23 protein-coding genes are annotated in these 23,355 nt (G+C 73.0%); 15 read left to right on the top strand and 8 right to left on the bottom strand.

Going from position 1 to position 23,355, the window contains the following annotated elements; all coding sequences use genetic code 11:
* Positions 1–61: 61 nt before the first annotated feature.
* The gene (gene scpA, locus ACLBYG_RS13125; RefSeq protein WP_447681739.1) at positions 62–2,227 is read left to right on the top strand and encodes a methylmalonyl-CoA mutase; all 2,166 of its coding nucleotides are present in this window, start codon (positions 62–64) and stop codon (positions 2,225–2,227) included.
* A 56-nt stretch (positions 2,228–2,283) separates the two neighbouring features.
* Here scpA and ACLBYG_RS13120 read toward each other — a convergent pair whose 3' ends face one another.
* The gene (locus tag ACLBYG_RS13120) at positions 2,284–3,396 is read right to left on the bottom strand and encodes an alpha/beta hydrolase (protein ID WP_447681738.1); all 1,113 of its coding nucleotides are present in this window, start codon (positions 3,394–3,396) and stop codon (positions 2,284–2,286) included.
* Between the two features lie 217 nt (positions 3,397–3,613).
* On the opposite strand from ACLBYG_RS13120, the gene ACLBYG_RS13115 reads away from it, so the two are divergent.
* Entirely contained in the window at positions 3,614–5,248 is a 1,635-nt protein-coding gene (locus ACLBYG_RS13115; protein WP_447681737.1) for an alpha-D-glucose phosphate-specific phosphoglucomutase, read from the top strand.
* A gap of 127 nt (positions 5,249–5,375) precedes the next feature.
* Here the strand turns inward: ACLBYG_RS13115 and ACLBYG_RS13110 are convergent, their stop codons facing one another.
* Complete coding sequence (locus ACLBYG_RS13110) at positions 5,376–5,855, bottom strand: GNAT family N-acetyltransferase (RefSeq protein ID WP_020093228.1); 480 nt, start codon at positions 5,853–5,855, stop codon at positions 5,376–5,378.
* Positions 5,856–6,048: 193 nt separating this feature from the next.
* On the opposite strand from ACLBYG_RS13110, the gene rpsD reads away from it, so the two are divergent.
* Positions 6,049–6,666: a 30S ribosomal protein S4 gene (gene rpsD / locus ACLBYG_RS13105; RefSeq protein WP_010686187.1), complete on the top strand. Its 618-nt coding sequence runs from the start codon at positions 6,049–6,051 to the stop codon at positions 6,664–6,666.
* 111 nt (positions 6,667–6,777) lie between these two features.
* Here rpsD and ACLBYG_RS13100 read toward each other — a convergent pair whose 3' ends face one another.
* The gene (locus ACLBYG_RS13100) at positions 6,778–7,074 is read right to left on the bottom strand and encodes a hypothetical protein (RefSeq protein ID WP_447681736.1); all 297 of its coding nucleotides are present in this window, start codon (positions 7,072–7,074) and stop codon (positions 6,778–6,780) included.
* Between the two features lie 102 nt (positions 7,075–7,176).
* Between ACLBYG_RS13100 and ACLBYG_RS13095 the strand changes: the two genes are divergently transcribed.
* The 5 genes from ACLBYG_RS13095 to ACLBYG_RS13075 all read left to right on the top strand — a co-directional run bounded on the left by ACLBYG_RS13095 (position 7,177) and on the right by ACLBYG_RS13075 (position 10,868).
* On the top strand, positions 7,177–7,515 hold the full coding sequence (locus tag ACLBYG_RS13095; protein WP_042670839.1) for a DUF2293 domain-containing protein: 339 nt from the start codon (positions 7,177–7,179) through the stop codon (positions 7,513–7,515).
* A gap of 95 nt (positions 7,516–7,610) precedes the next feature.
* The gene (locus ACLBYG_RS13090) at positions 7,611–7,820 is read left to right on the top strand and encodes a TOBE domain-containing protein (protein WP_020093225.1); all 210 of its coding nucleotides are present in this window, start codon (positions 7,611–7,613) and stop codon (positions 7,818–7,820) included.
* Positions 7,821–7,954: 134 nt separating this feature from the next.
* Complete coding sequence (gene tsaD, locus ACLBYG_RS13085) at positions 7,955–9,019, top strand: tRNA (adenosine(37)-N6)-threonylcarbamoyltransferase complex transferase subunit TsaD (protein WP_091978264.1); 1,065 nt, start codon at positions 7,955–7,957, stop codon at positions 9,017–9,019.
* Positions 9,016–9,873 carry a GNAT family N-acetyltransferase gene (locus tag ACLBYG_RS13080; RefSeq protein WP_020093223.1) on the top strand — a complete coding sequence of 286 codons (858 nt, stop codon included), beginning with the start codon at positions 9,016–9,018 and terminating at the stop codon, positions 9,871–9,873. Before tsaD ends, ACLBYG_RS13080 begins: the two co-directional genes overlap by 4 nt.
* A complete protein-coding gene (locus ACLBYG_RS13075) occupies positions 9,870–10,868 on the top strand; it encodes an NAD(P)H-dependent glycerol-3-phosphate dehydrogenase (protein WP_042670844.1) in 999 nt (332 codons plus the stop codon). Before ACLBYG_RS13080 ends, ACLBYG_RS13075 begins: the two co-directional genes overlap by 4 nt.
* Positions 10,869–10,894: 26 nt before the next feature.
* Here the strand turns inward: ACLBYG_RS13075 and ACLBYG_RS13070 are convergent, their stop codons facing one another.
* Positions 10,895–13,300 carry a bifunctional diguanylate cyclase/phosphodiesterase gene (locus ACLBYG_RS13070; RefSeq protein ID WP_447681735.1) on the bottom strand — a complete coding sequence of 802 codons (2,406 nt, stop codon included), beginning with the start codon at positions 13,298–13,300 and terminating at the stop codon, positions 10,895–10,897.
* A 224-nt stretch (positions 13,301–13,524) separates the two neighbouring features.
* Between ACLBYG_RS13070 and ACLBYG_RS13065 the strand changes: the two genes are divergently transcribed.
* Positions 13,525–13,941, top strand: coding sequence for an EVE domain-containing protein (locus tag ACLBYG_RS13065; protein WP_020093220.1), 417 nt, complete (start codon positions 13,525–13,527; stop codon positions 13,939–13,941).
* A gap of 27 nt (positions 13,942–13,968) precedes the next feature.
* Here ACLBYG_RS13065 and ACLBYG_RS13060 read toward each other — a convergent pair whose 3' ends face one another.
* Positions 13,969–15,504 carry a sensor histidine kinase gene (locus ACLBYG_RS13060; RefSeq protein WP_020093219.1) on the bottom strand — a complete coding sequence of 512 codons (1,536 nt, stop codon included), beginning with the start codon at positions 15,502–15,504 and terminating at the stop codon, positions 13,969–13,971.
* Between the two features lie 284 nt (positions 15,505–15,788).
* Between ACLBYG_RS13060 and ACLBYG_RS13055 the strand changes: the two genes are divergently transcribed.
* The 5 genes from ACLBYG_RS13055 to ACLBYG_RS13035 all read left to right on the top strand — a co-directional run bounded on the left by ACLBYG_RS13055 (position 15,789) and on the right by ACLBYG_RS13035 (position 20,622).
* Positions 15,789–16,244 carry a (2Fe-2S)-binding protein gene (locus tag ACLBYG_RS13055; protein WP_020093218.1) on the top strand — a complete coding sequence of 152 codons (456 nt, stop codon included), beginning with the start codon at positions 15,789–15,791 and terminating at the stop codon, positions 16,242–16,244.
* 59 nt (positions 16,245–16,303) lie between these two features.
* The gene (locus tag ACLBYG_RS13050) at positions 16,304–18,499 is read left to right on the top strand and encodes a molybdopterin cofactor-binding domain-containing protein (RefSeq protein ID WP_447681734.1); all 2,196 of its coding nucleotides are present in this window, start codon (positions 16,304–16,306) and stop codon (positions 18,497–18,499) included.
* 137 nt (positions 18,500–18,636) lie between these two features.
* Positions 18,637–19,254, top strand: coding sequence for a uracil-DNA glycosylase family protein (locus ACLBYG_RS13045; RefSeq protein WP_056523320.1), 618 nt, complete (start codon positions 18,637–18,639; stop codon positions 19,252–19,254).
* A gap of 267 nt (positions 19,255–19,521) precedes the next feature.
* Positions 19,522–20,214 (top strand): orotidine-5'-phosphate decarboxylase, encoded by a 693-nt coding sequence (gene pyrF / locus ACLBYG_RS13040; RefSeq protein WP_056523322.1) that lies wholly within the window; start codon positions 19,522–19,524, stop codon positions 20,212–20,214.
* A 63-nt stretch (positions 20,215–20,277) separates the two neighbouring features.
* A complete protein-coding gene (locus ACLBYG_RS13035; protein WP_020093214.1) occupies positions 20,278–20,622 on the top strand; it encodes a DUF1330 domain-containing protein in 345 nt (114 codons plus the stop codon).
* A gap of 8 nt (positions 20,623–20,630) precedes the next feature.
* Here the strand turns inward: ACLBYG_RS13035 and ACLBYG_RS13030 are convergent, their stop codons facing one another.
* Positions 20,631–21,260: a TetR/AcrR family transcriptional regulator gene (locus ACLBYG_RS13030; protein ID WP_056523325.1), complete on the bottom strand. Its 630-nt coding sequence runs from the start codon at positions 21,258–21,260 to the stop codon at positions 20,631–20,633.
* Between the two features lie 152 nt (positions 21,261–21,412).
* Here ACLBYG_RS13030 and ACLBYG_RS13025 point away from each other — a divergent pair, with 152 nt between their 5' ends.
* Positions 21,413–22,183, top strand: a complete 771-nt coding sequence (locus tag ACLBYG_RS13025) for an SDR family NAD(P)-dependent oxidoreductase (RefSeq protein WP_447681733.1) — start codon at positions 21,413–21,415, stop codon at positions 22,181–22,183.
* A 91-nt stretch (positions 22,184–22,274) separates the two neighbouring features.
* Here the strand turns inward: ACLBYG_RS13025 and ACLBYG_RS13020 are convergent, their stop codons facing one another.
* A complete protein-coding gene (locus ACLBYG_RS13020; protein ID WP_012318739.1) occupies positions 22,275–22,472 on the bottom strand; it encodes a hypothetical protein in 198 nt (65 codons plus the stop codon).
* 204 nt (positions 22,473–22,676) lie between these two features.
* Entirely contained in the window at positions 22,677–23,321 is a 645-nt protein-coding gene (locus tag ACLBYG_RS13015; RefSeq protein ID WP_082557760.1) for a cysteine hydrolase family protein, read from the bottom strand.
* Positions 23,322–23,355 lie beyond the last annotated feature (34 nt).

The following is a 23,355-nucleotide window of genomic DNA, read 5'->3' as shown; positions in this document are numbered from 1 at the left end:
AGTAGCCCGCTCCGAGCGGGTCCCTATAATGGCGTGACAAACGCCACAACGAGTCAACGCCATGACCTCCCGCATCCCGAACTTCGCCGAAGTCCCGTTCTCAGGCGAATCGCTCGCGGTGGCGGCCCCGGCGCTCGGCGAGCCCTGGTTGACGCCGGAGGGCATCCCGGTGAAGGGACGCTACGGGCCGGAGGACCGGGAGGGCATCGAGTTCCTCGACACCTATCCGGGGATCGCGCCGTTCCTGCGCGGCCCCTACCCGACCATGTACGTCACCCAGCCCTGGACGATCCGGCAATATGCCGGCTTCTCCACGGCCGAGGATTCGAACGCCTTCTACCGCCGCAACCTCGCGGCCGGGCAGAAGGGCCTGTCGGTCGCCTTCGATCTCGCCACCCACCGCGGCTACGATTCCGACCATCCCCGCGTCTCGGGCGATGTCGGCATGGCGGGCGTGGCGATCGACTCGATCTACGACATGCGCACGCTGTTCTCCGGCATCCCGCTGGACGAGATGACCGTGTCGATGACGATGAACGGCGCCGTGCTGCCGATCCTCGCCCTCTACATCGTCGCCGCCGAGGAGCAGGGCGTGCCGCCGCAGAAGCTCGCGGGCACGATCCAGAACGACATCCTCAAGGAGTTCATGGTCCGCAACACCTACATCTATCCCCCGAAGGGATCGATGCGGATCATCTCCGATATCTTCGCCTACACGTCGAAGAACATGCCAAAGTTCAACTCGATCTCGATCTCCGGCTACCACATGCAGGAGGCCGGGGCGACGAACGACCTGGAGCTCGCCTACACGCTCGCCGACGGCGTCGAGTACATCAAGGCCGGGCTGGCGGCCGGGCTGACCATCGACCAGTTCGCCCCGCGCCTGTCGTTCTTCTGGGCGATCTCGACCAACTTCTTCATGGAGGTCGCCAAGATGCGGGCCGCGCGCCTGATCTGGGCGAAGCTCGTGAAGGGATTCGATCCGAAGTCGGAGAAGTCGCTCGCCCTGCGCACCCACTCGCAGACGTCGGGCTGGTCGCTCACCGCCCAGGACGTGTTCAACAACGTCACCCGCACCAACATCGAGGCGATGGCGGCGACGCAGGGCGGCACGCAGTCGCTCCACACCAACGCGCTGGACGAGGCGCTGGCGCTGCCGACCGATTTCTCGGCCCGGATCGCCCGCAACACCCAGCTGTTCCTCCAGCAGGAGAGCGGCACCACCCGGATCGTCGATCCCTGGGGCGGCTCCTACTACGTGGAGAAGCTCACTGCCGACATGGTCGCCCGGGCCTGGGAGCACATCCGCGAGGTCGACGGGCTCGGTGGCATGGCCAAGGCGATCGAGGCCGGCATCCCGAAGTTGCGCATCGAGGAGGCCGCCGCGCGGGCGCAGGCGCGGATCGATTCCGGCCGCCAGACCATCGTGGGCGTGAACAAGTTCCGGGCCGACGACGAGATGGCGATCGAGCTGCTGCGGGTGGACAACGGCAACGTCCGCCGGCTCCAGATCGACAAGCTCAAGCGCCTGCGCGCCGAGCGCGACGAGGCGGCGGTCGCGGACCGGCTCGACGCGCTCACGAAGGCCGCCGACGGCACCGGCAACCTGCTCGAACTCGCCGTCGACGCGGCCCGCGCCAAGGCGACGGTGGGCGAGATTTCCGAGGCCCTGGAGAAGGCCTGGGGCCGGCACCGCGCCGAGATCCGCTCGATCTCCGGCGTCTACAAGCGCGAGGTGGGGGGCATGTCGCCAGTGGTCGAGGAAGTCCGGGCGCTGGTCGAGGCGTTCGAGGAGAACGACGGCCGCCGGCCGCGCATCCTGGTCGCCAAGATGGGCCAGGACGGTCACGACCGCGGCCAGAAGGTGATCGCCTCGGCCTTCGCGGATCTCGGCTTCGACGTGGATATCGGGCCGCTCTTCGCCACGCCGGCGGAGGCCGCCCGGCAGGCGGTGGAGAACGACGTCCACATCGTCGGCGTCTCGTCGCTGGCGGCCGGCCACCTGACGCTGGTGCCGGAGCTGAAGGCGGCGCTCACCGAGCAGGGCCGCGACGACGTGATGATCGCGATCGGCGGCGTCATCCCGCCGGGCGACTACGAGGCGCTGACGGCGGCCGGCGCGGCGGCGATCTTCCCGCCCGGCACGGTGATCGCCGAGGCGGCAGCCAAGCTGATCCGCGCGCTGAACGAGCGGCTGGGCTACGCGGCCCGGCAGGCGGCGGAGTAGGACGCGCCTCCCGCGGCGGCCAAGCTGGCCGCCGCGGACCTCATTGCCGAGGCGCCTCAGTTCAGCGCCTGCGGGTCCGCCTCCGTGAGGAACGCCCCGACGGCGTGGAGGAACTGCATGCGGTTCTTCTCCATCATCACCGTGTGGGTGCCCTCCCCCAGCTCGACGAAGCGCTTGTACGGGGCGTGGGTGAGCTTGGTGAAGTATTCCTGCGCCTGGTAGCTCGGCAGGTCCGCGTCCCACTCGGCGTGGATGATCAGCACCGGCACGCGGATCTCGCCCGGGTCGTAGAGCGGCTTGCCGGCCGCCCAGTAGGCGTCCTTGTCGGCGACCGTGCCGTTCGGCGCGCGCAGGACCGGCGGCGACCGCTTCGCGCCGGCCGCGTCGGTCGCGAAGGTCGCGTCGGCCCACTGGTCGAACCAGCCCGCCGGGATCAGGTCGGCCTTCTTGTCCTCGGGCACCCCGGTCAGCCAGCGGGCCCGGGCGCTGTCCCGGCTGACGGTGCGGTAGGCCCCGACCTTGCCACCGCCGCCGATCAGGCCCGGCGTGCGCGCGAGCCATTGCGGCGCGTAGAGGACGAGGCGGTTGACGCTGTCGTTGTGGGTGCTGGTGTAGAGCCCCATGGTGGAGGTCCCCCAGGACCAGCCCATCAGGTCGATCTTCTCGACGCCGCGCCGCTTCTTGATGAAGTCGACGACCTGCTCCACCACCTTGGCGGCGTCGGGCGTGCGCATCAGCGGCGGGTTGTCGTCCGGCGGCGCGTCCATGGCGGCCGGGCGCCCCGACAGGCCGTAGCCCGGCAGGTCCACGCAGTAGACGTCGAAGCCGAGGCCCGCGAGGTAGTCCATGGCCGACATCCCGCCGAGCGGCAGGTCGAAGGCCGTGGAGGACGGGTAGGTCGAGCCGTGCACGTAGAGCAGGATCCGGTCGCCCGGGAACGTGTCGGTGCCGGCCGGGCGCTTGTTGCGCACGTAGATGTCGACGCCCGGCTCGCTCCAGGGCAGGCGGAACTCTTCCGTGGCCAGCCGGGCCGCGGGAGCCGCGACGGCAGGGGCCGCCGCGGCCGCGACCGCCGCCCCGGCGGCGAGCGCCCCGACCAGCTCGCGCCGGGCCAGACCCCGGCCCGGTCGTGCCCCGTTCGGATCTGTCCGCATCGGTCTGTCCGCCATGGTTTCCTCCGGTCCGCCTTGTCTGGCGGCTCGGGCGATTGAACCGGCGGGTGCCGGCGGGCGCAACGCTCCGGGGCGGCCGGCGGCGGACAGGCGGCGGGTTCCGTCGCCCGATCCGGCGAAACCGCGTGATAAAAGCCCGCCCCTGTCGCCGGGGCTGGTGACGCCGCGCCTCCGCGCGGGCATTGAGGCGGGAGAGCCCGGGAGACGCCCGCTTATGACGACCCCGACGACCGTCGCGACCAAGCCCTTCCCCGACCAGAAGCCGGGCACCTCCGGCCTGCGCAAGAAGGTGCCGGTGTTCCGGCAGCCGAACTACGTCGAGAACTTCGTCCAGGCGATCTTCGACACCCTGCCCGACAGGGCGGGCGCCACCCTGGTGCTGGGCGGCGACGGCCGGTTCCTCAACCGCGAGGTGGTGCAGAAGACGCTGCGGCTGGCCGCCGGAAACGGCTTCGGCCGGGTTCTGGTCGGGCAGGGCGGCCTGCTCTCGACGCCGGCCGCCTCCTGCGTGATCCGGAAGGCCAAGGCGCTCGGCGGCATCGTCCTCTCGGCGAGTCACAACCCGGGCGGCCCGGAGGGGGATTTCGGCATCAAGTTCAACGCCGCCAACGGCGGCCCGGCGCCGGAATCCGTCACCGACGCGATCTTCGCGCGGGCCAAGGCGCTGACCGAGTACCGCGTCGTCGAGGCCCCGGACCTCGACCTCGACACGCTCGGCGACACCCGCCTCGGTGCCATGACGGTCACGGTGATCGACCCGGTGGCCGACTACGCCGAGCTGATGCGCACGCTCATCGACTTCGACGCGGTGTCGCGGCTGTTCGCCTCTGGCTTCCGCATGCGCTTCGACGCCATGAGCGCGGTGACGGGGCCGTACGCGACGGCGATCCTCGAAGGGATGCTCGGCGCCCCCGCCGGCACGGTGGTCAACGCAGTGCCGAAGGAGGATTTCGGCGGCCACCACCCGGACCCGAACCCGGTCCACTGCCACGACCTGTTCGACCTGATGCAGGGCCCGGACGCGCCGGATTTCGGCGCGGCCTCGGACGGCGACGGCGACCGCAACATGATCGTGGCGCCGGGCCTGTTCGTGACGCCGAGCGACAGCCTCGCGCTGCTCGCCGCCCACGCCCACCGGGCGCCGGGCTACGCCGGCGGGCTCGCCGGTGTCGCGCGGTCCATGCCCACGAGCCGCGCCGCCGACCGGGTCGCCGCCGCCCTCGGCATCGAGGCCTACGAGACACCCACCGGCTGGAAGTTCTTCGGAAACCTGCTGGATGCGGGCCTCATCACCCTGTGCGGCGAGGAGAGCGCCGGCACCGGCTCGAACCACGTGCGCGAGAAGGACGGGCTCTGGGCGGTGCTGCTCTGGCTCAACATCCTGGCCGCCACCGGCGAGCGCGCCGACGCGCTGGTGCGGGCGCATTGGCGCGCCTACGGGCGCGACTACTACGCCCGCCACGATTACGAGGAGGTCGATTCCGACGCCGCCAACGGCCTGATGGAGGCGCTCCGCGAGAAACTCGCCGGGCTGCCGGGCACGCGGATCGGCGACCTCACGGTGTCGACGGCCGACGAGTTCGCCTACCGCGACCCGGTCGACGGCTCGCTCACCGAGCGCCAGGGCGTCCGGATCGGCTTCGCCGAGGACGCGCGGGCGGTGTTCCGGCTCTCGGGCACCGGCACCGCCGGGGCGACGCTGCGGGTCTACCTGGAGCGCTACGAGAACGCGCCGGACCGGCTCGACTTGGCCGTGGCCGAGGTGCTGGCCCCGGTGGCCGCCGCAGCCCGCGCGATCGCCGAGATCGCGCCGCGCACCGGAAGGCCTGAGCCGAGCGTGGTGACCTGAGGGGAGCCGGAAGACGTCCCGCCTCTGCGCGGGGAGCGAAGCGACCCAGAGGCGCCACGCTCGACGGCGGCGCGACTCCGGGTCGCTTCGCTGCGCGCGCGATGGCGGCAGGGCCGGCGCCGATTCCTTAAACCAAGTCCTTCACCATGTGCACGGTGACGTCGTCGTCGCGGGTCCGGCCCGGTCCGTCATAGAGCTCCTCCCGCTCCACCCGGTAGCCGAGTGCCCCGTAGAGGCGCAGGTTCGCCGTGTACTTCTTGTTGGTGTAGAGGCGCAGTCGCGTCAGCCCGGCCTCGCCCGCGACCGCGTCGGCGCGTCCCATCAGCCGGCTGCCGAAGCCCCGGCCTTGGAAGGCCGGATGCACCGCGACGTTGACGACCAGAAGGTGATCGGCCTCGGTCCGCGTCTCGATCAGGCCGGCGAGATCCGGGCCGGCCACCAGCAGGTCGAAGCGGTGGTCCCGCAGAGCCTGCGCGTAGTCCGCCCGCATGGGGATCGGCAGGCGGCCGATCACCGGAATCCACTTCGTGTAGGCCGCCTCCACCAGCGCCCGGATCGCGTCCGCGTCCGCGGGCGCACCGCGCCGGAGCGCGACTGACTCGTTCATCTGACCTCTCACGGTTGACCGCGGCGCGTCCGTCCCCTAAAGACCCGCCCGTCGATGGGGCTCCGCACGGGGCCCCGTCGCGTTTTCACGCGCACCCGTGGGCGGGATCCTCCCGCCCTGTCGTCCCGAACCGCGAAGGGCCGGGAAAAGGAGGGCGCGTTCCTCATTCTCGTCACGAGAGGACGCGGAAGATATGTCGAAGCGGATTCAGGCGAAGCACAAGCTCGACCGCCGCATGGGCCAGAACATCTGGGGCCGCCCGAAGAGCCCCGTCAACCGCCGCGAGTACGGCCCCGGCCAGCACGGCCAGCGCCGCAAGGGCAAGATGAGCGACTTCGGCACGCAGCTGCGCGCCAAGCAGAAGCTCAAGGGCTACTACGGCAACATCACCGAGAAGCAGTTCCGCCGCTACTACGCCGAGGCGATCCGCCTGCGCGGCGATTCCGGCGAGAACCTCGTCGGCCTGCTCGAGCGCCGCCTCGACGCCGTGGTCTACCGGGCGAAGTTCGTCGCGACCCCGTTCGCCGCGCGCCAGTTCGTCAACCACGGCCACGTCAAGGTGAACGGCGTCCGCGTCAACATCCCGAGCTACCAGGTGAAGGCCGGCGACCTCATCGAGGTCAAGGAGTCGTCCCGCCAGCTCGAGATCGTCATCGTGGCGACGCAGCTCTCCGAGCGCGACGTGCCGGACTACATCGAGGCCGACCACGCCAAGATGACCGCCCGCGTCACCCGCATCCCCAGCCTGTCCGAGGTGCCCTACCCGGTGCAGATGGAGCCGAACCTCGTCATCGAGTTCTACTCCCGCTGATCCTGTCGCCCCGGCGACCGATGGAGGGGCTGCCCGTTCGGGCGGCCCCTTCGCGTTTCGATACCCTCGTCCCGAAGGCCGGCCTCCGGCACCCGGGACGGGGCGCGGGCCTCAGCAGCCGTGGCAGATCGAGCCCATCGTGTGCCGCATCTTGCTGTCCCAGGCCTTCGAGCGGGCCTCGGCGGCCTTCTGAGCCTTGATCATCTCGGCCTGGCTCACGGGCTGCGGCAACCCGGTGGCCGCGGCGTTGCCCGTCGGCTTGGTCTGGCTCATGGGGGTGACCCGGCGGCCGCCCACGATGGGGCCGGCCGGGGCGGCGGGGCCTGCGCCTGGAGCCGGGCTCTGGGCCAGCGCCGGCGTCGCCCCGAGCAGGAGGCCGAGAAGCAGCGCGGGACGAAGAATTGCCATGGACGTGATCTCCCCGGCGGAGGATCCTGTGCCGGCCCCGCCTCATCTGGCGGCGATCCTACCCGATCACACCTTTAAAATCATGCCGACGGCAGATCCCCGGTGAGCGCCGGTCCGCCCCTGAACCGCCGGGAGGCCGTCGCCGCGGCCCTGGCCCGCCTCGCCCCGCGCCTGCCGGATTTCGAGGCGGAGGCCGCCCTCGACCGGGCGCTCGCGAGCCCCGGCCTCCGCCGGGCCGCCCCCGAGACGGCGGCCCGCCTCGCCCTCGTGGCCTACGCGCGCCACGTCTTCACGGATTACGACGAACTCCTCGCGGAAGGCTACGACCGGGACAGCGCCCGGCACTTCGTCCTCGAAGACCTCAACGCCGCGCTCGCCGCCTGGGGCGCCGCGCCGGTCCCCGAGGACGAGCCCGGCGCGCCCGGGGCCGATCCGCGCTGAGGCGGTCGCGCCAGGCTCCGCCATGCTGTAGGAGACCGGCCCGGGGCCGCCCCGCGGCCCGTTCCGGTGCCGCTCGTGGAGATTGGCAGAAGACCATGAAGATCAGCGCGCGCAACGTTCTCAAGGGTACGGTCGTCTCGGTGGAGAAGGGGGCGACCACCTCCCACGTGAGGATCGAGATCAGCCCCGGCCAGGTGGTCACCGCCTCGATCACCAACGAGGCCGTCGAGGCCCTCAAGCTCGTCGCCGGCGGTCCCGCCTACGCGGTGATCAAGGCCTCCGACGTCATGGTCGCCGTCGACTGACGACGGCTCGCGCGCCGCCCTCCTGGACGGAGGGCGGCGCCCATTCACCACGCTCCGGGCCCGGGCGGGGACCGGCCGCCTTCGCGCCGCCGCCGCCGCCGGATAGGATGAGCCCGGACCAAGGAGTTCCGCGCGTGCAGAAGACCGTGCTCGGCATCGAGACCACCTGCGATGAGACCGCCGCCGCGGTGGTGTCGGTCGACGAGGAGGGTGGCGCTCAGATCCGCGCCAACGAGGTGCTCAGTCAGATCGCCGAGCACGCGGCCTACGGCGGCGTCGTGCCGGAGATCGCCGCCCGCGCCCATGTCGAGGTGCTCGACCGGCTGATCGCCCGCGCCCTCGACCGGGCCGGGACCGGCTTCCGGGACCTCGACGGCATCGCGGTGGCGGCCGGGCCCGGGCTGATCGGCGGCGTGCTGGTCGGCCTCGTCACCGCCAAGACTCTGGCGCTCGTGACCCGCAAGCCCCTGCTCGCCGTCAACCACCTGGAGGCCCACGCCCTCACGGCGCGGCTCACCGACGGCATCGCCTTCCCCTACCTGCTGCTCCTGGTCTCGGGGGGCCACACCCAGCTCGTCGCCGTGCGCGGCGTCGGCGACTACGTGCGCCTCGGCTCCACCGTCGACGACGCCATCGGCGAGGCCTTCGACAAGGTCGCCAAGCTCCTGGGCCTCGGCTATCCCGGCGGCCCCGAGGTCGAGCGCGTGGCCGAGGCCGGCGATCCCGAGCGCTTCGCCCTGCCCCGGCCGATGCTCGGCCGCCGCGAGGCCGACTTCTCCCTCTCGGGCCTCAAGACCGCCGTGCGGATCGAGGCCGAGCGGATCGCCCCGCTCGCCGAGCGCGACGTCGCCGATCTCTGCGCGAGCTTCCAGGCCGCCGTGGTCGACGTGGTGGTGGACCGCGCCCGGGTCGCCCTGCGCGCCTTCTCGGACGTCGCCGGACGCCCGACCGCCCTGGTGGCGGCGGGGGGCGTGGCGGCCAACGGCGCCGTCCGGCGGGCGCTCGCGTCCCTCGCGGGCGAGGCGGGCCTGAGCTTCGTGGCCCCGCCCCTGCCCCTCTGCGGCGACAACGGCGCGATGATCGCTTGGGCCGGGCTGGAGCGCCTGCGCCTCGGGCTGGTGGACGACCTCACCGCCCCGGCGCGGCCCCGCTGGCCGCTGGCGGCCGCCCCGGCCCGCGCGGCGGTCCCGGCCGGATGAGCGCGGCGGACCGGCGCGCCCACTGGCGGGACCTGGTGGAGCGCCGCCTGCCCGGGGCCGCCCGGCCGGGCTGGCCGGTGCGGCTCGACCATTGCTTCGCCCGAATCCTCCTGGACCACGCCTGCGGCGGTGCCTGGCGCGACCATGTCCGCCCGCCCGCCCACGCCACCATGCCCCTCGCGCAGCTGGAGCTGGCGATCGCGCTCGGCGAGGCGGTGCTCGCGGGGCGCGCGGATCTCGCCCTCCTCAACCGCCGCTCGCTCGCGTGGCGCGGCAAGATCGCCCTGGCGCCGGTGCCCGCGGCTCTCCGCGACGGCGACCTGACCCTGCGCCGCTGGCGCCCGGAGGACGCGGCGCCGTTCGCGGCGCTCAACGCCGATCCGGCGGTGATGGCCCACTGTCCCCGGACCCGGACCGCGACGGAGAGCGAAGCCGAGGCCGGCCTCCTCGACCGCCGCTTCGTGGCGGACGGGTTCGGCCCCTGGGCCCTGGAACACGCGGGCCGGTTCGTCGGCTTCGCCGGCGCGATGCGGATCCTGCGGCCCCTGCCCTTCCCGGGCGGCGACCGGCCCGGTTCGACGGTCGAGCTGGCCTGGCGCCTCGCGCGCGACTCCTGGGGCCGCGGCCTCGCCACGCGCGCCGCGCGGCTCGCTCGCGCCGACCTCGCGGAGCGCTGCGGGATCCGCAGCGTCGTGGCCTTCACGGCGGCCGGCAACGGCCGCTCCCGCGCCGTGATGGAGCGCCTCGGCATGCGCGCGGCCGGGACATTCCCGCACCCGGCGGTGCCGGAGGGGCCGCTGCGCGACCACGTGCTCTACCGGCTGGACTGCGCCGACAGGGAGGAAGCGGCATGAGCGCCGAGACCCCGATCAACGTCGTCGGCGGCGGGGCCTGGGGCACGGCGCTGGCCAACGCCGCCGCCGGGGCCGGCCATCCCGTCACCCTCTGGCTGCGCGACGCGGGGGCCGCCGCCGCCCTGCAGGCCCAGCGGGAGAACCCGCGCTACCTGCCGGGCGTGCCGCTCCACCCGGCGATCCGGGCGACGGGCGAGGCCGCCGACCTCGCCCGTGCCCGGGCGACGCTCCTGGTCGTGCCCGCCCAGACCGTGCGCGGCGTGCTGGAATCCCTGCGCGGACCCCTGGCGACGGCCGGGCCGGTCATCCTCTGCGCCAAGGGGATCGAGCGCGGCAGCGACAGCTTCCTCAGCGCGGTGGCCGAGCAGGTCCTGCCGCCGGGAACGCCCGTGGCGGTCCTGTCCGGCCCGAGCTTCGCGATCGACGTCGCCCGCGGCCTGCCCACGGCCGTGACCCTGGCGGCGGCCGATGCCGGCCGCGCCGCCGCCCTGAGCGCGCTGCTGTCGGGACCGAGCTTCCGCCTCTACCACACCGACGACGTGCGCGGCGTCGAGATCGGCGGCGCCGGCAAGAACGTGCTCGCCATCGCCTGCGGGATCGTGGCCGGGCGCGGGCTCGGCGAGAGCGCCCGGGCGGCGCTGATCGCCCGGGCCTTCGCCGAACTGATGCGCTTCGCCCGCACCTTCGGGGGCCGGCCCGAGACGCTGATGGGGCTCTCCGGCCTCGGCGACCTCGTGCTCACCGCCTCCTCGCCGCAATCGCGCAACTTCGCCTTCGGCCAGCGCCTCGGCGCCGGGGCGAGCCCGGCCGAGGCCGCGGGCGGCAAGCTCGCCGAGGGGGCGTTCACGGCCGCGGCGCTGGCCGGGCTGGCCGCCGCCAGGGGCATCGAGATGCCGGTGGCGGCGGCCGTCGCCGCCATCGTGGCGGGCACCGCCAGCGTCGACGACGTGATCGCCGGCCTGCTGGCCCGTCCGCTGCGCGGGGAGACCGACTGAGCGCCGGCCCCGCCCCGCAACCCGCGTCACGCCACCGAGGTCGCCGGCACAGCGTGGCCTTGTCCTTGTCCTTGGCCGTGGGTGTGGGCCGCGAAGCGCGCGATCGGCGCCGGCCGACCCAGCAGGTAGCCCTGGGCGAGGTGGCACTGCTCGCCGGCCAGGAAGGACAGCTCCTCGGCGGTCTCCACGCCCTCCGCCACCACGGCGAGCCCGAGGCCGCGCCCCAGCCCCAGGACGGAGCGCACGATCGCGGCCCCCTGCGGGTTGCTGTGGACCGCCCTGATGAACGAGCCGTCGATCTTGATCCGGTCGAACGGGAAGGCGCGCAGGTTCGACAGCGACGAGTAGCCGGTGCCGAAATCGTCCATGGCGATCCGCACGCCGAGGGCCTTGAGCTGGCGCAGGGTGAGGAGCGCCCGGGCCGGATCCCGGATCAGCGCGGTCTCGGTGATCTCGATCTCCAGGCGCTCCGCCCGCAATCCGGATTCGTACAGGGTCCCGTGGACGAACGGGACGAAGTGCGGGTTGTGGAGCTGCACCGCCGAGACGTTGACGGCGATCGCCAGCGGGTTCGGCCAGCCGGCCGCCGCCCGGCAGGCCTCTCGCAGCACCCAGGCGCCGATCTCGAGGATCGCCCCGGTCTCCTCGGCGATCGGGACGAACACGGCCGGTGAGATGCCGCCCCTCGCCGGATGGTGCCAGCGCAGCAGCGCCTCGAAGCCCGTGACCGTGCCGGACTCGATCTGGCTCTGCGGCTGGTAGACGAGCTCCAGCTCGCCCCGCGCCACCGCGTGGCGGAGGTCGTGCTCGAGCTGGCGCCTGTCGCGGATCTCGGCGCCCATGCTGGCGTCGTAGCGCCGGCAGGTGCCGCGCCCCTCGCTCTTGGCCCGGTAGAGGGCGGCGTCGGCGTGGCTCAGGAGCGCGCGCAGGTCCGCGGCGTCGTCGGGATAGACCGCGATGCCGATGCTGGTGGCGATCACCGGGCCGGAGGCGGCCGGCACCGCCGCCAGGGTGGCGAGGATCCGCTCGGCCAGCCGCTCGGCCCGTCCCTCCCCCTGTCCCTCCGCCTGTCCCTCCCCCTGCGGCGTCAGGATGGCGAACTGGTCGCCGCCGAGCCGCGCCATCAGCTGCTCGGCATCGAGGAGACCGCCGACCCGCAGCGCGAGGTCGCGCAGCATCGCGTCGCCGGCGGCGTGCCCGAACAGGTCGTTGACCTCCTTGAAGCGGTCGAGGTCCAGGCACAGCACCGCGAGCCGGCCGCCCTGGGCGTCCGCGGCGCGCATCGCGCGCTCGAGTCGGGCGTGGAAGCTCGTGCGGTTGGCGAGACCGGTGAGCGCGTCGTGGTGGGCGAGGTAGTGGATCTCGCTCTCGGCCCGGCGCCGCGCGCGCAGGTCGCGCACCGCCACGGCGTGGTGCGGCAGGCGCCCGTACTCGGCGACCGGGCGCATGATCACCTCGACGGGAATGGGAGCGCCCGCCGCCGGGACGAGTTCGGTCTCCAGGGGCTGGTCGGCCGTCCCTGAGCCGGGCACGAGGTCCGGCAGGTAGGCGCTGAGGCTCCGGCCCGTCAGGAGGGCCGCCTCCAGGCCCGCGAGCCGGGCGAAGGCCTCGTTGGCGCTGACGATCTCGCCGCCGCGGCAGACGACGAGGCCCTCCACGGCCGCGTTGGCGAGGCTGCGCAGGCGCTCGCGCTCGAGGTCGGCGCGGCGGCGCTCGCGCAGGTCGACCACGAGGGCGGCGCCGGCGAGCAGCAGGATCAGGCAGCTCGCCACCGCCACGGCCGCGGCGAGCCACCCGCTCCGGATCGCGCCCGAGGGGATCGCCACGGTGGGGTCGGGATGCAGGGTCACCGCGCCCATGCCGGCGAAGTGGTGGCCGCAGATCGCCAGGATCAGCAGCGCGGCGCCGCCGTACCGGCCCCGGAACGTGGTGGCCGACAGGCCGACCACCAGGGCGGCGGCGCCGAGCCCCGCCCCGAGGCCGACCGAGACCACGACCAGCGCGGGAGTCCAGGCGAGGTGCCCCGCCACCTGATAGGCGGCCATGCCGGTGTAGTGCATCGTCGCGATGCCGCCGCCGACCACGGCGCCGCCGAGGCCTGCCTGGACCGCCCGGCCGGAGACGGCCAGGGCGAAGCCGAGCCCGGTGATCGCGACGGCGTCCACGTAGGAGAGGAGCGTCAGCCCGACGCCGTAGCCCGACGGCAGCCCGGGCTCGAAGGCGAGCATCGCCAGGAAATGCGTCGCCCAGATCCCCGATCCCCCGGCGGCGGCGGCCACCGCGACCCAGACGTAGCGGCCGCGGCCGCCGGTCCGGCCGGCATGGGTGAGGAGCTCGATCGCGGTGCCGCTCGCCAGCGCGCAGACCAGGGCCGCGAGGCCTACCAGCCACAGGTTGTGTTCACCGATAAAGCAACCGATGACTGAGATCATGTATGCAACCGGCGATTGGTGCGTGACGCGCTATACGGCTATTTGCATGCAGAATTTAATATTTGCCCAAGGCTTGCGCTAGAAGAGCTGCGGCGTTCTACGCGGGTTCTGCTTGACCGCCGGTCCCGCGCGCGGCCGGGGCCGGACCGGCCTGTTCCCGGGAGGCGAAGCTGGGCTATGGCGGGGCGCGCCGCCCGGCCGGGCGGTCTACTGGGACTTCAGCGATGGCGTACTGGCTGTTCAAATCCGAGCCCGCGACCTGGTCGTGGGATCAGCAGGTCGCGGCCGGGGAGGCCGGCACGCACTGGAACGGCGTGCGCAACCACCTCGCCAAGAAGCAGCTGATGGCCATGCAGGTCGGCGAGGAGGGCTTCTTCTACCACTCGAACGAGGGCAAGGCGGTGGTGGGCATCGTGGCGGTGATCCGCGCCTACTATCCCGACCACACCGACGAGACCGGCCGCTTCGGCATGGTCGACGTCAGGGCCGTGCGGGCGCTGCCGAGCCCGGTCACGCTCGAGGCGATCAAGGCCGACGCGGCGCTCGCCGACATGGTGCTGGTCAACAATTCCCGGTTGTCGGTGCAGCCGGTGACCGAGGCCGAGTGGGCGCGGGTCTGCGCCCTCGGCGGTCTCGGCTGAGCCGGGGCCCGCGGCCCGACGGGCCGCTCAGGCGGCGCGGTTGAGGGGGCCGCGCACGGGGCCCACGAAGTCCGGCTCGACCTCGACCGGCGGCAGCGTGTCCATGACCCGGGCGGCCGGCAGGGTCACCACCACCTCGGTGCCCTCGCGGGGCTTGGAGGACAGCTGGAACTGCCCGCCGTGCAGCTCCACGAGGCCCTTCACGATCGGAAGGCCGAGGCCGGAGCCCTGCTCGGCGGTCTTGATCGCGAGCGAGCCGCGCCCGAACGAGGACAGGACCGTGCCGAGCTCGTCCTCGGGGATGCCCGGGCCGCTGTCCTTCACCGAGACGTACTGCCCGCCCGAGGCGGTCCAGCCGACCTTCAGCCAGATCTCGCCGCCCGGGGGCGTGAACTTCACGGCGTTCGACAGGAGGTTCAAGACGATCTGGCGCAGAGCCCGCTCGTCGGCCCAGAGCCGCGGCAGCGAGCCGTCGACGAGGTCGTGGAAGGTCTGGTTCTTCGCCTTGGCCCGCAGGCCCATCATGTGGCGGCACTCCTCGACCACGTGGGCGAGCTGCACAGGCTCCTCGTTCAGCTCGTAGCGCCCCGCCTCGATCCGCGACAGGTCGAGGATCTCGTTGATCAGGTTCAGGAGGTGCATCCCGCTGTCGTGGATGTCGTGCGAGTACTCGCGGTAGGACGGCGCCGTATGGGTGCCGAACACCTCGTTCTTCATCACCTCCGAGAAGCCCAGGATGGCGTTGAGCGGCGTGCGCAGCTCGTGGCTCATCGTGGCGAGGAAGCGCGACTTGGCGAGGTTGGCCTCCTCGGCCCGGCGGCGGGCCTCGTCCGAATTGGCCTTGGCCTGCTCCAGCTCGCCGAACACCGCGTCCTTCTCGGCGCGGGAGCGCAGGGCGCCCACCGTCGAGGTGTAGAGGCGGCGGGACAGGCCGAGGAAGAAGACCTGCGCCCCGCCGGCCATGACCACCAGCATCAGCAGGTCCATCCCGCGGGAGAAGGCCGCGAGCGAGGCGGTGGCGAGGGCCAGCGGCACCAGGGCGGCGACGGCGGCGAGCGGCACCGTCGCGGCCAGCATGGTGGTGACCGCGGAGGCGATGACGAGGCCGAACAGCGCGAAGGTCCAGCCGCCGGTGGTTCCGAGCCCGATCATCGCGGCCCACGACAGGCTCTGCAGCACCTCGCCGACCAGGAAGCGGCGGCGCCAGCGGGCGAGCGGGATCGTCGCCGGGTCAGCGCGGAGGAAGCGCCGGCTCAACGTCGTGTTGAGCGAGATCATCAGGACCACGCCGAGCGCCCAGATCGCCGCCACCGGCGGCGCGATCCAGAAGGTCGACGCCGCGGCCAGCACCGCCGCGAACCCCACCAGCGGGATGCCCGCGCCGACCCGGTACTGGGCGTAGTGGCGCAGCAGCTCGTAGTCGAAGGCCCGTTCGAGGCCGGTCCGCGAGGTCAGCTTCTCCCGGGCCGAGCGGATTTCCCGGGCGACCCCGCGGCGGCGCGCCGCCTCCTCCGTCGAGGGGCCGCGACCGCGCTGGACCATCTCGACGGTGAGATCGGACATGCGCGTCTTCAAACTCGGCTCGAATGCGCGGACGGGCGGCGGTGGCGGGGAAGCACTCCGTGAGGATGGGGCGGATATGTTAAGAAGCGGCTGCCGACATCCCTGCAATCTTAAGCATCGCGGGCTGTATCGAGACTGTCGTGCCGCCGGATCGACGTGCGGTGCCGCACATCGTGTCGGGGTCCGCGCCCGCTAGTCTCGGGTGGAGGCCCGCCGGCCCGAGCGCGGTCGCACGCCGCGATCCGGGGCGCCCGGACACGCGCGTCGAGAGAGGGTCGCCGACCATGCCGAATCTCACCGTCAACGGCGTCGCGCACGCGATCGACGCCGATCCCGACATGCCCCTGCTCTGGGTGCTGCGCGACCGGCTCGACGCCACCGGCACCAAGTACGGCTGCGGCATCGCGCAGTGCGGCGCCTGCACGGTCCACCTCGACGGCCAGCCGGTCCGGGCCTGCCAGACGCGGCTGGGCGATGTCGGCGCGGCGCAGGTGACGACCATCGAGGGCGTGTCGGGCCGGGTGGCCGAGGCCGTCCAGGCGGCTTGGCGCAAGCTCGACGTGGTCCAGTGCGGCTACTGCCAGTCCGGCCAGATCATGTCGGCGATCGGCCTGCTCTCGGGCAACGCCAAGCCCACCGACGCCGACATCGACGGTGCCATGGACGGCAACATCTGCCGCTGCGGCACCTATCAGCGCATCCGCGCGGCGATTCACGAAGCCGCGCGCAGCCTCGCCTGATCCGTCCCGGCGCCCACCTTCCCGCCCTCCCCCGCGGTCCCGACCGGAGCCTCGCCGCCATGCTGAACGCCCGTCGACCGAACCCCCTCCCCGTCCGTCCGAGCCGCCGCGGCCTGCTCGCGGGCGCCGGCGCCCTCGTGGTCGCGTTCCGGCTCGACCCGAAACCCGCCCGCGCCGCGCCCGGCCCGAACCTCGCCGACGTGAAGGCGCAGCCCAACGCCTTCGTGCGGATCGGCGCGGACGACACCGTCACGGTGGTGATCAAGCACCTCGACATGGGCCAGGGGAACACGACCGGGCTCGCCACGATCCTGGCCGACGAGCTCGGCGCCGACTGGCGACACGTCCGCACCGAGTTTGCGCCCGCCGACGCGGCGCTCTACAACAACACCCTGATGGGCCCGATCCAGGGCACCGGCGGCTCGACCGCGGTGGCCAATTCCTGGTTCCAGCTGCGCAAGGCCGGCGCGGCCGCCCGCGAGATGCTGATGGCCGAGGCCGCCTTCCGCTGGAAGGTGCCGGTCTCCGAGATCACGGTCGCCGACAGTCTCGTGCGCCACGCCCCGTCCGGCCGGCAGGCCCGGTTCGGGGAGCTCGCGGCCTCGGCCGCCTCGCTGCCGGTGCCGTCCGAGCCGCGGCTCAAGGACCCGAGCGAGTGGACGCTGATCGGCCAGAAGGTGCCGCGCCTCGATTCCGTCGCCAAGACGAACGGCACGGCGGTCTACTCCCTCGACATCCGCCGCCCGAACCAGGTCACGGCCCTCGTCGCCCGGGCCCCGCGCTTCGGCGCCACCGTGAAGAGCTTCGACGCCGCGGCCGCCCGGAAGGTCGCGGGCGTCCTCGACGTGGTGCAGGTACCGACCGGCGTGGCGGTGATCGCCCGCGACACGTGGTCGGCCATGAAGGGCCGCGAGGCGCTCACGGTCGCCTGGGACGACAGCACCGCCGAGACCCGCTCGTCCGACGCGATCCTGGCCGAGTACCGCGAGCGCGCCAAGGGTCCCGGCCTGACGGCCTCCGAGCGCGGCGACCCGCAGGCGGCGCTCAAGGGCGCCGCCAAGGTCGTCGAGGCCGAGTTCACCTTCCCCTACCTCGCCCACGCGGCGATGGAGCCCCTGAACGCCACGATCGAGAAGGGGGCCGACGGCGGCTACGACGTCTACGCGGGCTTCCAGTTCCAGACCGTCGAGCAGGCCACGATGGCGGCGATCCTCGGCGTGACGGCCGACCGGGTCCGGCTGCACAGCAACTGGGCCGGCGGCTCGTTCGGGCGCCGGGCGACGCCCACCGCCGACTACCTCGCGGAAGCCGCCACCGTCTTCAAGGCGTCCGGCGAGAAGGCCCCGCTCCACCTCGTCTGGACCCGCGAGGACGACATGGCCGGCGGCTATTACCGCCCGACCGTGCTGCACAGGGTCCGGGCCGGTATCGACGGCAAGGGCGCGGTGGTCGGCTGGGACCACGTGATGATCGGCAAGTCGATCATGATCGGCTCGCCCTTCGAGGCGATGATCGTCAAGAACGGCATCGACGCCACCACCGTGGAGGGCGCCTCCGACACCGCCTACGCGCTGCCGGCCTACCGGTTCGGCGTCCATAACGGCCGCGAGGGCGTGCCGGTCCTGTGGTGGCGCTCCGTCGGCCACACCCACACGGCCCACGTGATGGAGGTGATGATCGACGAGCTGGCCCACGCCGCCAACGTCGATCCGGTGGCGTACCGGCTGTCCCTCCTGACCCAGGCGCCGCGGCTGTCCGGCGTGCTCAAGCTCGCCGCCGAGAAGGCCGGCTGGAGCGCCAAGCCGCAGGACCAGGGCCGCGGCCTCGGGGTGGCGGTCCACGAATCCTTCGGCTCCTACGTCGCCATGGTGGCCGACGTCACGGCGCACGACGCCGCGATCCGCGTCAACCGGATCGTGGCGGCGGTGGATGTCGGCGTTCCGGTCAACCCGGACGTGATCCGCGCGCAGGTCGAGGGCGCGGTCGGCTTCGCCCTGTCGGCGGTGCTGCGCAACCGCATCACCCTCAAGGACGGGCAGGTGCAGGAGCACAATTTCGACGCCTACGAGCCGACCCGGATGAGCGAGATGCCGAAGGTGGAGGTGCACATCGTGCCGAGCCAGGCGGCGCCCACCGGGATCGGTGAGCCGGGCGTGCCCGTGCTCGGGCCGTCGATCGCCAACGCGGTCTTCGCCGCGACCGGCCGGCGCCTGCGCTCGCTGCCGCTCGACCTCTCCGGCGTGAAGGGCGCGTGAGGAAACGCACGTTCCGCCGGCCCGGATCGGCGTAGGAAGGGTGGGCCTTCCCCCCAAGGCAAGAGACCCGACTGACGACGGCGCGGCGCGACACCGCGCCGTTTCTTTTTCGCGCGCCGCGACGCCATCTCCGGGCCATGCCCGCCTTCGACGACACCGCCGCGCGCCTGCGCGCCTGCCGCCTCTGCCGCGACACGCCGCGCTACGGGCCGCCCCTGCCCCAGGAGCCCCGGCCGATCGTCCAGGGCTCGGCCACGGCCCGCCTCTGCATCGCCAGCCAGGCCCCCGGCACCCGCGCCCACCGCACCGGGCAGCCCTTTACCGACCCGTCGGGCGTGCGGCTGCGCGCCTGGCTCGGCCTCGACGCGGCGCGGTTCTACGATCCCGCCCGGGTGGCCATCGTGCCGATGGGGTCGTGCTTCCCCGGCCTCGACGCCAAGGGCGGCGATCGGCCGCCCCGCCGGGAATGCGCCGAGCGCTGGCGGGCGGAACTCTTCTCCGGCCTGCCGGACCTGGAGCTGATCCTGGTGATCGGCCAGTACGCGCAGGGCTGGCACCTCGGACGGATGGAGGGCGGCCTCACCGGAACGGTGCGGCGCTGGCGGGAGATCCTGGCCGAGCCGCGCCGCCCCCGGGTCCTGCCCCTGCCCCACCCGTCCTGGCGCAACAACGGCTGGCTGAAGCGCGAGCCCTGGTTCGAGGCGGAGCTGCTGCCGGTGCTCCGCGCCGAGGTGGCGCGGGTGATGGCGGGGTGAGGGGCCTCGTCCAGGCAGCGACGACATGCGCATCCCATATCCCGCGGGACTGAAGGGGCGCGCCCGTCTTTGCGAGCGCAGCGAAGCAATCCAGCGACACATCAAATCCGAGACCGGCGCGCCGCCCTGGATTGCTTCGCTGCGCTCGCAAGGACGGCGCGGGTCGGGGCGCGCACGGCGGGTCGGGGACGGCGTCGCCCGGACCCGCCCGCATTGACAGGCATCGCCGGCGCGTGATCCGTGCCGCGACCCCCGAAGGACGCGCCGATGACCGAGATTGCCGACCCCCGCGACCGCCTGATCGTGGCCCTCGACCTGCCGAGCGTGCAGGCCGCCGAGGCGCTGATCGACCGGATCGGCGACGCCGCGACCTTCTACAAGATCGGCTACCAGCTCGGCTACGCGGGCGGCCTCGCCCTGGCCGAGCGGCTGGCGGCCCGCGGGCTCAAGGTCTTCCTCGACCTGAAGCTCCACGACATCGGCAACACCGTCGAGGAGGGCGTGCGCTCGGCCTCGGGCTCCGGCGCCACCTTCCTCACCGTCCACGCCTACCCGCAGACCATGCGGGCGGCGGTCCGCGGCCGGGGCGCGGGACTCAGGATCCTCGCCGTGACGGTGCTCACCTCCTACGACGACGCCGACGCCGCGGAGGCCGGCTACGGCCTGCCGGTGGCGGAGCTCGTCGCCAAGCGCGCCGCGCAGGCGGCCGAGATCGGCATCGACGGCCTCGTCTGCTCGGCCGCCGAGGCGGGCGCGGTCCGGCGCGTCGTCGGCCCGGACCGGCTGATCGTCACCCCGGGCATCCGCCCGGCGGGCGCCGCGGCCGGCGACCAGAAGCGGGTCATGACGCCGGGCGATGCCCGCCGGGCCGGGATCGACCACGTGGTGGTCGGGCGCCCGATCACCGGCGCCGCCGACCCCCGCGCGGTGGCGCGGGCGATCGTGGCGGACCTCGCATGATCCGAGCGGGATTGCCTTCGGGCGGAGCGGTCCCACTTCGCTCCGCAGGGCAGGAGACGCAGCATGACCAAGGGCTACTGGATCGCGCGGGTCGATGTCCGTGACGCGGAGGCCTACAAGGACTACGTGGCGGCCAACGGCGCGGCCTTCGCCAAGTTCGGCGGCCGGTTCCTCGTGCGCGGCGGCGCCCACGAGGCGGTGATGGGCCCGGCCCGGTCCCGCAACGTGGTGATCGAGTTCCCGAGCTACGCCGACGCCCTCGCCTGCTGGAACTCCGACCTCTACCAGGCCGCCAAGGCCAAGCAGCGCGGCGGCGTCGAGGCCGAGATCCTGGTGATCGAGGGCTATGACGGGCCGCAGCCCAGCGCCTCCGAGCCGGCGCCGGAGGCGGGACCGGCCTCCGAGTAGGCGGCGCGCTACGGGAGCGGCCCGCGCGGCGCGAGGCTCCGCAGCAGGAACGCCGTCATCGCCGCCATGGGCGGCACCGGCTGGAGGGTGGAGCAGCCCACCAGCAGCGGGTGGGTGTAGCGGGCGATGGCGACGTGGACGCAGGCGGCCGCCTCGGCGGGATCGGCCGCCTCGAACTCGCCCCGCGCCACCCCGTCGCGGATGATCCGCTCGAACCCGGCGGTGATCCGGGCGACGTGGTGGCGGCAGACGTCCCAGCTCTCCGCCATCGCCGCCTCGATCATCTCGTGCAGGCGGGGAAACGTCTCGCAGCGCCGGGTGGAGTCGCGATGCAGGGCCTCGATCGCTGCCGCGAGGCGCGCGGTGGCGTCGAGGCCCGGCCGGTCGGCGATGCCGAGGATCACCGCCTCGCTCTCGCCGATCAGCCGCTCCAGCACCGCCTCGTTGATCGCCTTCTTCGACTCGAAGAAGCGGTAGACGTTGGCCGGGCTCATCTTCAGCGTCCGGGCGATGTCGGCCACGGTCGTCTTCTGGTAGCCGATCTCGCGGAAATACGTGCCCGCCGTCGCGAGGATGCGGCTCCGCGTGTCGGGCGCGCACTCCTCCGCGAGCGAGCGGGTCGTATCTTCGAGGGACATGCGACCTCACTAGGCCATGCGGCGGCGGGGCGTCAAAGACGCGAACCCGGATCGGGTTCCCCTGCGGCGGCTGCGCGCGCCCGGAACCGGCCCGGGCGGCGCCCATTGCCCAGGCACCCCGCCGCGACGGCGGCGTCAGCGAGAGATCCGCGATGCGCTTCACCGACACCCGCGCCCTGGTCACCGGGGCCGATTCCGGCATCGGGCAGGCGACCGCGGAACTGCTCGCCCGCGCGGGCGCCGACGTGGCCATCACCTATCACAGCGACGCGGAGGGCATCCGCGAGACCGCCGCGCGGGTGGAGGCCGCGGGCCGGCGGGCGCTGGTGCTCCAGCTCGACGTCGGCGACCCGGCGGCGGTCACGGCGGCCTTCGACTGCATCGGCAGCGAGTTCGGCACCCTCGACATCCTCGTGGCCAATGCCGGGCAGGCCATGAGCGGCATGCCGGTCGCCGAGATGGATGACGCGGTGCTGGAGCGGATCCTGCGGGTGAACCTCATGGGGCCGCTGTTCTGCGCCCGCCCCTTCATCCGGATGCGCCGGGCCCAGGGCGGCAACGGGAAGATCGTGTTCGTCTCCTCCGTGGCCCAGCACCTGCCCACGCCGGAGAGCGCCCCCTACGGCATGTCGAAGGCCGGGCTCGGCTCCCTCTGCCGGTCCCTGTCGCGCGAACTCGCGGAGGATCGGATCAACGTCAACAGCGTCGCCCCGGGCCTGATCGAGACGCCGATGACCGCCGACCGGTTCAAGAAGCCGGAGGTTCTCGACGAGTCCCTGGAGCGGATCCCGTGGCACCGGGCCGGCCAGCCCGAGGAGATCGCCCGGGCGATCCTCTACCTCGCCTCCGAGGACGCCGCCTACATCACCGGCCACACCCTGGTGGTCGATGGCGGCCTGACGATGCAGTGGGGCGGCGCCTGAGCGGCGCTCGGAGCGACGAAGCGCGGCGCAGGGGTCACGCCCGGCGCCGCGTCGAAGGGTCTGCGATATGCGGCTCGCGCGTGACCGCGCCTCAGGAGCCGAACTGCGAACCCAGGCGCTCGAGGTACTCGGCCAGATCGACGCCCCCGACGCGCTTGCCGTAGTCGAAGCGCATGCCCTGGCGGATGTCGACGCTCGCGTCCCGCGTGGTCAGGGTGAAGGGACGGACGCAGACCCAGGCCCCGTCGCGGCGGTGCTCGAAGTAGCCGAGGATCTCGTGCTTGGCCATAACCTTTCCTCCGGAACCCTGTTCAGGAACATAACGGTCTCACCGGCCACCGGTTCATGCGCCGCGACTGTTTTTCACGTGCGCGGCCGCACGGATCGAGTGTTCGTGAGCCGGGGTGGCCGGCGGAGCCGGGCCGAGAACTCGCCTTGAGCTTGGCCATTACAGATCGGATGCTCGGGCGCGGCGGGAGGGCGCGCGGCCGGCTCAGTGCCAGCGGTCGAGGATCTCGGCGGTCGTCATCGTCTCGACCTGGTGGCCGTACCGCATCCGGTACATCAGCAGGAGGGCGTCGTGCGCCTCGTCGCAGGAACTGCACAGGCCGTCGGTGGCCAGCACGATCCGGTAGCCGAGATCGACCCCGCCGAGCACGGCGGCCAGCACGCAGACGTCGGTCTCGGCGCCTGTGACGATCAGCGTGTCGACCCCCCGCGCGCGCAGGCGCGCGTCGAGACCCGTCTCCAGCCAGGGCGAGTAGACGGTCTTGTCGACGATCTCGGCGGGCGGAGCCAGTCGGGCGAGGTCCGGGACGAGGTCGATCAGGCCCGGGTCGAGGCGCTCCCGGGTCATGCCGGCCCAGCGCCGCGAGTAGGTCGCCCAGGTCCCGCGGCCCTCGCCCGGCCGGGCGGCCGGGATGAAGCGGGTGAAGACGGTCCGCTCCGGATGCGCCGCCGCGAGGCGGCAGACATGGGGCAGGACGCGGTTCATCCACGGGGTCTGCCAGTCGGTGGGCTCGGCGAACATGCGCTGCATGTCCACGCAGAGGTGGACGCACCCCCTCCCCAGGGCCCCGCCGGCGGTTTCCGGCTCCGGCCGGGGACTGTCCGTCGATGGGCGGCTTCCGATGTCCATGGGCGCGCGATCAGACCGGGTCAGCGTGGCTCGG

The organism is Methylobacterium sp. D53M (genome assembly GCF_053345625.1).
Note: the sequence above shows the minus strand (reverse complement) of the source record. Positions and strands in the feature narration are given on the sequence as shown.

What these genes read in the sequence shown, in the direction of transcription:
- scpA (WP_447681739.1), top strand. Translation starts at nt 62, where the DNA reads ATGACCTCCCGCATCCCGAACTTCGCCGAAGTCCCGTTCTCAGGCGAA.
- ACLBYG_RS13120 (WP_447681738.1), bottom strand. Translation starts at nt 3,396, where the DNA reads ATGGCGGACAGACCGATGCGGACAGATCCGAACGGGGCACGACCGGGC.
- ACLBYG_RS13115 (WP_447681737.1), top strand. Translation starts at nt 3,614, where the DNA reads ATGACGACCCCGACGACCGTCGCGACCAAGCCCTTCCCCGACCAGAAG.
- ACLBYG_RS13110 (WP_020093228.1), bottom strand. Translation starts at nt 5,855, where the DNA reads ATGAACGAGTCAGTCGCGCTCCGGCGCGGTGCGCCCGCGGACGCGGAC.
- rpsD (WP_010686187.1), top strand. Translation starts at nt 6,049, where the DNA reads ATGTCGAAGCGGATTCAGGCGAAGCACAAGCTCGACCGCCGCATGGGC.
- ACLBYG_RS13100 (WP_447681736.1), bottom strand. Translation starts at nt 7,074, where the DNA reads ATGGCAATTCTTCGTCCCGCGCTGCTTCTCGGCCTCCTGCTCGGGGCG.
- ACLBYG_RS13090 (WP_020093225.1), top strand. Translation starts at nt 7,611, where the DNA reads ATGAAGATCAGCGCGCGCAACGTTCTCAAGGGTACGGTCGTCTCGGTG.
- ACLBYG_RS13080 (WP_020093223.1), top strand. Translation starts at nt 9,016, where the DNA reads ATGAGCGCGGCGGACCGGCGCGCCCACTGGCGGGACCTGGTGGAGCGC.
- ACLBYG_RS13075 (WP_042670844.1), top strand. Translation starts at nt 9,870, where the DNA reads ATGAGCGCCGAGACCCCGATCAACGTCGTCGGCGGCGGGGCCTGGGGC.
- ACLBYG_RS13070 (WP_447681735.1), bottom strand. Translation starts at nt 13,300, where the DNA reads ATGATCTCAGTCATCGGTTGCTTTATCGGTGAACACAACCTGTGGCTG.
- ACLBYG_RS13065 (WP_020093220.1), top strand. Translation starts at nt 13,525, where the DNA reads ATGGCGTACTGGCTGTTCAAATCCGAGCCCGCGACCTGGTCGTGGGAT.
- ACLBYG_RS13060 (WP_020093219.1), bottom strand. Translation starts at nt 15,504, where the DNA reads ATGTCCGATCTCACCGTCGAGATGGTCCAGCGCGGTCGCGGCCCCTCG.
- ACLBYG_RS13055 (WP_020093218.1), top strand. Translation starts at nt 15,789, where the DNA reads ATGCCGAATCTCACCGTCAACGGCGTCGCGCACGCGATCGACGCCGAT.
- ACLBYG_RS13050 (WP_447681734.1), top strand. Translation starts at nt 16,304, where the DNA reads ATGCTGAACGCCCGTCGACCGAACCCCCTCCCCGTCCGTCCGAGCCGC.
- ACLBYG_RS13045 (WP_056523320.1), top strand. Translation starts at nt 18,637, where the DNA reads ATGCCCGCCTTCGACGACACCGCCGCGCGCCTGCGCGCCTGCCGCCTC.
- pyrF (WP_056523322.1), top strand. Translation starts at nt 19,522, where the DNA reads ATGACCGAGATTGCCGACCCCCGCGACCGCCTGATCGTGGCCCTCGAC.
- ACLBYG_RS13035 (WP_020093214.1), top strand. Translation starts at nt 20,278, where the DNA reads ATGACCAAGGGCTACTGGATCGCGCGGGTCGATGTCCGTGACGCGGAG.
- ACLBYG_RS13030 (WP_056523325.1), bottom strand. Translation starts at nt 21,260, where the DNA reads ATGTCCCTCGAAGATACGACCCGCTCGCTCGCGGAGGAGTGCGCGCCC.
- ACLBYG_RS13025 (WP_447681733.1), top strand. Translation starts at nt 21,413, where the DNA reads ATGCGCTTCACCGACACCCGCGCCCTGGTCACCGGGGCCGATTCCGGC.
- ACLBYG_RS13020 (WP_012318739.1), bottom strand. Translation starts at nt 22,472, where the DNA reads ATGGCCAAGCACGAGATCCTCGGCTACTTCGAGCACCGCCGCGACGGG.
- ACLBYG_RS13015 (WP_082557760.1), bottom strand. Translation starts at nt 23,321, where the DNA reads ATGGACATCGGAAGCCGCCCATCGACGGACAGTCCCCGGCCGGAGCCG.